At 57.9% G+C, this 342-nt stretch carries 1 pseudogene; it reads left to right on the top strand.

Annotation, left to right across the window (positions count from 1 at the left end):
* Positions 1–200, top strand: a pseudogene (locus ACL03I_RS39545) (IS630 family transposase); the annotation flags it as partial.
* Between the last annotated feature and the right edge of the window lie 142 nt (positions 201–342).

Raw genomic sequence — 342 nt, forward strand, 5'->3', positions numbered from 1 at the left:
AACGCTGGTTCGGCTACCTCACCGATCAGGTCACCCGACGTGGCGTTCACAAAAGTGTTGCGGCACTGGAGAAAGACGTCATGGACTGGATCACGCACTGGAACGCCAACCCCCGTCCGTTCGTCTGGAAGAAGACGGCCGAAGAGATCCTGGACTCCCTCGCCAGATATATCGAACGTATTTCAGGCGCGGAACACTAGATCGACGTCGTGCTCAAGTTCGTCGCGCTATCGAGCGAGTGACGATTCACGACCATGCCAACGGCGATCCTTCCGGCGTCGCCGTTGGCATCTGCTCGCCGACTGAAGCGGTTGTATCCCTGTAGGGTTTCGTTCCAACAGC

Source organism: Nocardia sichangensis (genome assembly GCF_047200615.1).
Taxonomy (GTDB): Bacteria; Actinomycetota; Actinomycetes; order Mycobacteriales; family Mycobacteriaceae; genus Nocardia; species Nocardia sichangensis.